This window comes from Isoptericola sp. NPDC056134 (assembly GCF_042264825.1).
In the GTDB taxonomy this organism is placed as follows: domain Bacteria; phylum Actinomycetota; class Actinomycetes; order Actinomycetales; family Cellulomonadaceae; genus Isoptericola; species Isoptericola nanjingensis.
The window spans coordinates 24,295-31,900 of record NZ_JBHJVM010000032.1 but is presented as its reverse complement, the minus strand read 5'-3'; the positions used below and the strand labels follow the sequence as shown (position 1 = coordinate 31,900).

General features: G+C 73.5%; 5 protein-coding genes and 1 pseudogene. 2 read left to right on the top strand and 4 right to left on the bottom strand.

The window, feature by feature from the left end; translation table 11 throughout:
* Positions 1 to 176: 176 nt before the first annotated feature.
* Positions 177 to 1,184 (top strand): annotated as a pseudogene (locus tag ACFCZN_RS19805) (MFS transporter); the annotation flags it as partial.
* A gap of 208 nt (positions 1,185 to 1,392) precedes the next feature.
* A complete protein-coding gene (locus tag ACFCZN_RS19800; protein WP_430557895.1) occupies positions 1,393 to 1,806 on the top strand; it encodes a YchJ family protein in 414 nt (137 codons plus the stop codon).
* Here the strand turns inward: ACFCZN_RS19800 and ACFCZN_RS19795 are convergent.
* The 4 genes from ACFCZN_RS19795 to ACFCZN_RS19780 form a co-directional block, all read right to left on the bottom strand.
* Positions 1,779 to 3,152, bottom strand: a complete 1,374-nt coding sequence (locus ACFCZN_RS19795; protein ID WP_429765425.1) for a nucleobase:cation symporter-2 family protein — start codon at positions 3,150 to 3,152, stop codon at positions 1,779 to 1,781. The genes ACFCZN_RS19800 and ACFCZN_RS19795 overlap by 28 nt on opposite strands.
* A 152-nt stretch (positions 3,153 to 3,304) precedes the next feature.
* Positions 3,305 to 5,359 (bottom strand): beta-galactosidase, encoded by a 2,055-nt coding sequence (locus tag ACFCZN_RS19790; RefSeq protein ID WP_430557894.1) that lies wholly within the window; start codon positions 5,357 to 5,359, stop codon positions 3,305 to 3,307.
* Between the two features lie 121 nt (positions 5,360 to 5,480).
* On the bottom strand, positions 5,481 to 6,257 hold the full coding sequence (locus ACFCZN_RS19785) for a glycerophosphodiester phosphodiesterase (protein ID WP_429765422.1): 777 nt from the start codon (positions 6,255 to 6,257) through the stop codon (positions 5,481 to 5,483).
* Positions 6,254 to 7,606, bottom strand: a complete 1,353-nt coding sequence (locus ACFCZN_RS19780) for an ABC transporter substrate-binding protein (RefSeq protein ID WP_430557893.1) — start codon at positions 7,604 to 7,606, stop codon at positions 6,254 to 6,256. The genes ACFCZN_RS19785 and ACFCZN_RS19780 overlap by 4 nt, the downstream gene beginning before the upstream one ends.

The following is a 7,606-nucleotide window of genomic DNA, read 5'->3' as shown; positions in this document are numbered from 1 at the left end:
AAACGCGCGCTCCACACTCCGCACGACCTTCGTCCCGTCACCCATCCCAACACCCCTCACCAGATCAGGTGTTGCGACGACCGCTTGAACCCGCCCGCCCCGGAGCTGTCAGGACCAGGTCACGGTATTCATGCTCCTCGTCCTGACAGCTCGCGCCTACGATCGTCTCGATCCTCATGACCGAGAACCTTCCTCCCGCGCCGGCGTCCGCCATCACGCCACCCGTCGACGAGCGTCGCGCCACGATCATCCTGGTCGCGATGGCGCTGTCGACGTTCCTGTTCGTCACCGTCGAGTCGCTGCCGTCCGGCCTGCTCACCCTCATGGCCCCCGACCTGGGTCGGTCCACGTCCGAGATCGGCCTGCTCGTCACGGGCTACGCGCTGGTGGTGCTGATCACCACGGTGCCGCTGGCGCACTGGGCGCGACGCGTGCCGCGCCGGTGGGTGCTGTCCGCGTGCGCGGGCGTGGCCGCCGTCGCGACGCTGTGGGCCGCGCTCGCGCCGAGCTACGAGCAGCTGATGGCGGCCCGCCTGGTGACGGCGACGGCGCAGGCGCTGTTCTGGGCCGCCGTCGTGCCCGCGACGACCGGGCTGTTCCGGCCCGTCGTGCGCGGCAAGGTGATGACGCGCCTCGCGCTGGGCAACTCGCTCGCCCCGGTGCTCGGCGTGCCGGCGGGCACATGGCTCGGCGAGCACACGTCGTGGCGGTGGACGTTCGCGGCCGTCGCGGTGCTCTCGCTCGTGGTGACGTTCGTGGTCCTGGCGCTGTTCCCGACGATGGCGCCGTCCGAGGGCGGGGCCAGCCGCGCGCCGCACCCGAGCCGACGCCGGTTCCTCTTCCAGATGGTCACGACCGGGCTGGTCCTCACCGGCGCGTTCGGCGTCATCACGTTCGTCACGCAGTACTTCATCGAGGTCACCGGGTTCGAGCAGTCGGACATGGCCCGGCTGCTGCTGCTGCAGGGCGCGGCCGGGGTGGTGGGCACGATCGTGGTGGGCCGGTTCATCGACGCCCGCCCGGTGGCGGTGCTGCTCGTCGCGCTCGCCGTGCTCACCGTCGCCCTCGTGAGCCTGTGGGCGTTCGGCGCGAACCCCGTCGCGGCCGTGGCGGCGCTGGCGCTGTTCCGGTTCTCGTTCTCGTGCGTACCGCCCGCCCTGTCCCACCGCGTGATGCTCGTGGCTCCCGCGTCGACCAACATGGGGGTGGCGATCTCGTCGTCCATGTTCAACGTGGGTATCGCGGCCGGATCTGGCCTGGGCGCTGCCCTCGTCGCCGCCGTCGGCGTGCACGTCGTGCCGCTCGCGAGCGGCGTCGTCGTGCTCCTGGCGCTGCTCGTCGCCCTCGCCGAGGAGCGCTTCAGCCCGGCCCTGCCGGGCGCGCACGGACAGGATGGCGTGCGTGACCCTCCCGTCCGACGACGACCGCTGCCCCTGCGGCTCCGGCGACACCTACGGCGCGTGCTGCGGCCCGTTGCTGGCCGGCGACCGGCCCGCCCCCACCGCGGAGGCGCTGATGCGGTCGCGCTACACCGCGTTCGCCGTCGGCGACGCCGCGTACCTGCGCGCCACATGGCACCCGCGCACGCGGCCGCCGTCGCTGGAGCTCGACGACGACCAGGAGTGGCGGCGCCTCGCGGTCCTCGCCACCCACGCCGGCGGCCCGTTCGACGACGGCGGCGAGGTCGAGTTCGTGGCGCAGTACGTGCAGGCGGCCACGGGTGAGCGGGGCCGCCTGCACGAGGTGAGCCGGTTCGTCCGCGAGGGCGGCCGCTGGTTCTACGTGGACGGCGACGTCGGCGCCTGAGCGGCGGCCGGCTCCAGCCCTGGGTCGGTCGCGGGTTCGGGCGACGTGCCGGACGCCGGCTCCGGCACCCGCCGGAGCTGGTCGCCGTTGAGCAGCAGGTTGAGCAGGATGGCGCTGATCGCACCGGCGCTGATGCCGGAGTCGAAGATCAGCTGGAACCACGTCGGGAACTCGGCGTAGATCTCCGGGCGCACGGTCGGGAGCATCGCGACGCCGAGGGACACGGCGACCACGAGGATGTTCTTGCTGGTGAACGTCACCTTGGTGAGCGAGCGGACGCCGGACGCCGCGACCATGCCGAACAGCGCGATCCCCGCGCCGCCGAGCACGGCGCTGGGCACGCCCTCCACCACCGCGCCGACCTTGGGCACCAGGCCCAGCACCACGAGGATGCCGCCGGCCATCGTCGCGACGTAGCGCGACGCGACCCCCGTCAGGCTGACGAGGCCCACGTTCTGCGCGAACGCGGTGTACGGGAAGGTGTTGAACATCCCGCCGAGGACGGTCGAGAGCCCGTCCGCGCGCAGCCCGTCGCCGAGCCGCCGCTTCGTCACGGGCCGGCCGGTGATCTCGCCGACGGCGATCATGTCGCCCGTCGTCTCCGTCATGATCACGAGCCCCACGACCAGCATCGACACCACGGCGGCGAGCGGGAACGTCGGCAGGCCGAAGTGGAACGGGGTCACGACGGCGAACCAGCCCGCCTCCCCGACGCCCGACCAGTCGACCTTGCCCATCGGCAGCGCGGCGAGCGTGCCCAGCGCGAGCCCGAGCAGCACGGAGAGACGCGCGAGGGCGGGCGGGGCGAAGCGTTCGACGAGCACGATGAACAGCAGCGTCCCCGCCGCGAGCGCCAGGTCGGACGGCGCGGCGGTCTCGCCGTTGTTCGTGATCCACCCCGCGGCGACGTCCATGAGCGAGACGCCGATGATCAGGATGACCGTGCCGGTGACGAGCGGCGGGAAGAAGCGCAGCAGCGCCGAGAAGAACGGCGCGACGAGGATCATGAAGAGGCCGCAGGCGATGGTGGCGCCGAAGACGGCGGTGATGTCGTAGGTCGTGCCGATGGTGATCATCGGGCCGACGGCGGCGAACGTCACGCCCTGCATGAGCGGCAGCCGGACGCCGAACCGCCAGAACCCGAGGGACTGGATGATCGACGCGATCCCCGCGACGAACAGGTCGGCGCTGATGAGGAACGCCAGGTCCTGCGCGGAGTAGCCGAGGGCGCCGCCCACGATGAGCGGCACCGCCACCGCCCCGGCGTACATCGCGAGCACGTGCTGCAGCCCGAGCGGGAAGAGCCGCGCCAGCCTCGGCACCTGGTCCACCGGGTGCGCGGTCACGGGTGGTGCTGTGCTGCGTGAAGCTTCGGACATCGGTCGTCCCCTTCCGTCACCGGGCGCCTGGGCGGCGCGTCGGGACGACCGTAGGGAGCGACGGTTTCCGTGGGATCAAACAGCGTTTCCGGGAGGTGACATCTTCTCGGATGAACCTTTCACGTCATCCGGCCCGTGAGGACGACGACGTCGTACGGCGCGAGCGGGAGGGTCGCGGAGGCGTCGTGGCGCGCGTCGGTGAGCACGTCGGTGAGGGCGGCGGCGGCGCGGACGCCGTCGGGCCCGGCCGCGAGCGCCGCGGCGAGCACGAGCGTCGCGGGGCGGTCCGTGTGGTTGAGAGCCACCAGGGTGCCGCCCCGCCACACGGTCTCGACGCCCGGGACCTGGCCGCCGAGAGCGACGCCCGCGTCGTCGAGCGCGGCGCGGAGCACGGCCTCGAGGCCGCCGCCCGGCCCGCTGAGGTCGGCGCCGACGTACCAGGCGCGGCCCGCGCCGTGCGCGTGCCGCGCGACGGCGACGCTGCCGGCCAGCGGGCCGTCGTCGTAGGTGGCGAGCACCTCGGCGCCGTCGGTGCGAGCTCGCTCTCCCAGGGTCGTCGCGGTGCCGTGGTGCCCGGTCAGCGGACCGGCCCAGGAGACCGCGCTGCCGCCGTCGGGCAGCGGCACCCACTCCTCGGCGGAGACCCCGAGCACGTGCCGCAGGGGCGCGGGCGAGCGGCCCGCGTGCAGGTGGGCGAGTCCGTCCGCGACGCCACCGAACGGCCCCCACACCAGGTGCCCGCCGCCAGCCACGTAGGCGTCGAGCCGGTCGGCGGCGGGCCGCTCCAGCACGGTCAGCGCCGGGGCGAGCACCAGGTCGTACGCCTGCAGCGGGTCGCCGGGCGCGACGACGTCGGCGACGACGCCGAGCCGCCACAGCTCCCGGTGCCAGGCCTGCAGCGTGGCGAGCGGGTCGAGGCGCGCCGTCGGGAGCGCGACCTGGGTGGCGGCCCACCACGACGGCCAGTCCCACAGCAGCGCGACGCGCCGGTGGACGCGCTCGCCGACGAGGCCGCGCAGCGCGCGCAGCTCGGCACCCAGGGCGCGGACGCCCGCGTGCACGGCCGTGTCCGCTCCCGCGACGGGCAGCATCGCGGAGTGGAAGCGCTCGGGGCCGGAGCGCGCCTGGCGCCACTGGAAGAACAGCGCGCCGTCGCCGCCGTGCGCGAGCGCCTGGAGCACCTCGGTGCGCAGCCGCGCGGGCGACTTCGTGAGGTTGTGCTCCCGCCAGCTCACGGCGCTCGCCGCCTGCTCCATGCGCAGCCACGACCCGCCGCCCGCGAGCCCGCGCGCGAGGTGGTTGACGAGCGCCGCGTCGGCGGGCGCGTCGGGGGACGCCGGGTCGGGGTAGGCGTCGTCGGCGATCACGTCGAGGTCCGCGCGCCAGTCGTGCGGGTCGATGCCGCCGAAGAACCCCATCAGGTTGGTCGTCACGGGGCGTCCCTGGTCGTGGCGCCGGACGACCGCCTTCTGCTCGCGGTAGAGGTCGAGCAGCAGGTCGGAGCCGAAGCGCCGGAAGTCGAGCTCCTGCGACGGGTTGCGGTGATAGGGCGCGACGCGCGGCGGCAGGATCTCAGCCCAGTCGCCGTACTCCTGCGACCAGACGGTCGTGGCCCAGGCCGCGTTCAGCGCGTCGAGCGTGCCGTACCGCGCGCGGAGCCAGTCGCGGAACCGCTCCGCGCACCGGTCGCACCAGCAGAACTGCCCGTACTCGTTGCCCGCGTGCCACATCCGGACGGCGGGGTGGCCGGCGTAGCGGGCGGCCACCCGCTCGGCGATCGCCACGGCCGCCTCCCGGTACGCCGGCGAGGACGGGCAGAACTGGTTGCGCGAGCCGTAGCTCAGCACCGTGCCGTCCGCCGTCGTGGGCAGCGACCCCGGGTGCCGGTGGCCCAGCCACGGCGGCGGCGAGGCGACGGGCGTGGCGAGGTCGACGGCGATCCCGGCGTCGTGCAGCAGGTCCAGCACGTCGTCCAACCAGGCGAACCGGTACTCGCCCGGGCGCGGCTCGATGTGCGACCAGCTGAAGACGCCGACCGTGACGAGGTTGACTCCCGCCTCCCGCATGAGCGCGACGTCCTCCCGCCAGACGGCGGGCTCCCACTGCTCGGGGTTGTAGTCCCCGCCGTACAGGATGCCCAGCTCGTCCGTGAGCCGTGCGAGACCAGCCGTCATTGCCGCGATACCCCCGTGGACCGTCGAAGCGCTTCGATGCGCGCGCCAGCCTACTCACCCCCGAGTTGTCAGGACCAGCGCCACGAAAACCCCGCGCTCGCCCTGACAACTCCGGGAGGCGTCAGCCGACGCGGCCTGCCAGCCAGCCCGCCAGGCGGTCGGGGCGGTCGGTGATGATCGCGTCCACGCCGAGCGCGACGGCGGCGGCCCAGTGCGCGGGCTCGTTCAACGTCCAGACGGCGGTGGAGAGGCCGGCGTCGTGGAGCCGGGCGACGACGTCGGGGTCGTCGCGCAGCACGGTGCCCTGCGGGTTGCACATGACGACGTCGAGGTCGTGGCACCGCTCGACGAGGTCGTCGCGGGCGGCGGTGACGAGCAGGCCGCGGCGCAGCCCCGGGTCGGCGTCGCGCAGGGCAGCGACCGTCTCGGGCCAGAAGCTCTGCGCCACCGTGCGGTCGGCGAGGCCCGCCGCACGCAGCGGCTCGGTCACCCGGCGCACCTCCCGCGCGGACCACGCGCCCTTGACCTCCAGCAGCAGGTCCAGGCCCGGGCGGACGCGCAGCAGGTCGATCACCTCGGCGAACGTCGGCACCCGCTGCCCCGCGTACGCGGGCGAGAACCACGACCCGGCGTCGAGCAGCCGGACCTCCCGCAGCTCGAGGTCCGCCAGCTTGCCGCTGCCGTTGGTCGTCGCGTCCACGGTGTCGTCGTGGATGACGACGACCTCGCCGTCTGCGGTGAGCCGGACGTCGATCTCGAGCGAGTCCGCTCCCGCCCGCGCTGCGCTCTCGAACGCGGCGCGCGTGTTCTGCGGCGCGACCGCGCTGTTGCCACGGTGGGCGACGACGCGCGGCCGGAGCGACCCGTCGGCCTCGCTCAGCCCTGCCGCGCCCGTCACAGGTACGGCTCCACGTTCTCGGTGTACGCCGTCTCGATGCGCGGCGTGACGGCCTCGAACGCCGCCTTCGGGTCGGCGTCCTCGATGACGATCTGCTCCAGCGCCTCGTTGAGCAGCGCGTCGGCGCCCGGGACGAAGACGCGCATGTCGTCCTGCACGCGGGCCTTGTCGGCGAGCTGGTCGACGGCGGTGCGGAACTGCGGCGTCTGCTCGTAGGTCTTCTTCATCGCGTCGCTCTCGACGGCGGACGTGCGCACCGGCATGTAGCCCGTGGCCTGCGAGAACGTGGCCGTGTTCTCCGTGTTCGTGAGGAACTCGAGGAACATCGCGGCCGCGAGCTGCTGCTCCGGCGTCTTCGACGACGGGATGGCGAGCCCGGTGCCGCCGGTCGGCGTGCCGCCGCCCTTCGGGCCGTCGGGCAGGTAGGCCGTGCCGACCTCGAACGACGCGGCGTCGAGGGCGCCCTTGAGCGAGCCCGTGGAACCGATCGTCGAGGCGATCAGGCCGGACGAGAAGTCCGCCATCGCGTCGTCGGCGGAGAGCGTCGCGACGCCGGAGCCGTGGAACAGGTCGCGCACGAACTCGCCGCCGGCGACCGCCTCCGGGGTGTCGAGCGTGAGGTCGAAGCCGTCCGAGTACGCGCCGTCCTGCCCCCAGATCATGTTCTCGAACCACCACGCGCCCCACGACGGGCCGGTGGACAGGCCGAACGTCGAGCCGCCCTTCGGCACCTCCTTCTTCACTGTCGCGTCCCACTCGACCAGCTCGTCCCAGGTCTCGGGGCCGCGGTCGGGCAGGCCGGCCTTCGTCCACAGGTCCTTGTTGTAGTAGAAGAGCGGCGTGCTGCGGGCGTACGGCACCGCCCAGTGCTGGTCGTCGTACTCGTAGTCCGCGTACAGGGCGGGCTGGAAGTCGTCCGCGTCGGCGTCGAGGAACTCCATGACGTCGTCCACGGGCATGATCTGGTCGTTCAGGTGGTACCGGAACCACCACACGTCGGACGCGATGACGAGGTCGGGCAGCTCGTCGGTCTGCGACGCGGCCTGGAAGCGCTGGGCGACCTCGTCGTAGTCGGCGCCGGCGGTCACGAGGTCGACCTCGATGCCGGACTCCGCGGTGAACTCGTCGATGAGCTGCTGCTCGAGCTCCTGCGACTGGCCCGGGTGGTTGCTCCACCAGGTGATCTCCTTCGCGGGCTCGACCTGCGACCAGTCGACGGCCTCGGCGGACGCGTCGCCGGAGGCCGTGGCCCCGACGCTCGGGCCGGCACAGGCGGTGAGGGTGAGGGCCGAGACCGCGGCGAGCGCCGCGACGGCGGTGCGGGTCCGGCGGGCAGGACGGTGGGACAC

Coding starts and splice junctions, on each gene's coding strand:
- ACFCZN_RS19800 (WP_430557895.1), top strand. CDS start 1,393: ATGGCGTGCGTGACCCTCCCGTCCGACGACGACCGCTGCCCCTGCGGC.
- ACFCZN_RS19790 (WP_430557894.1), bottom strand. CDS start 5,359: ATGACGGCTGGTCTCGCACGGCTCACGGACGAGCTGGGCATCCTGTAC.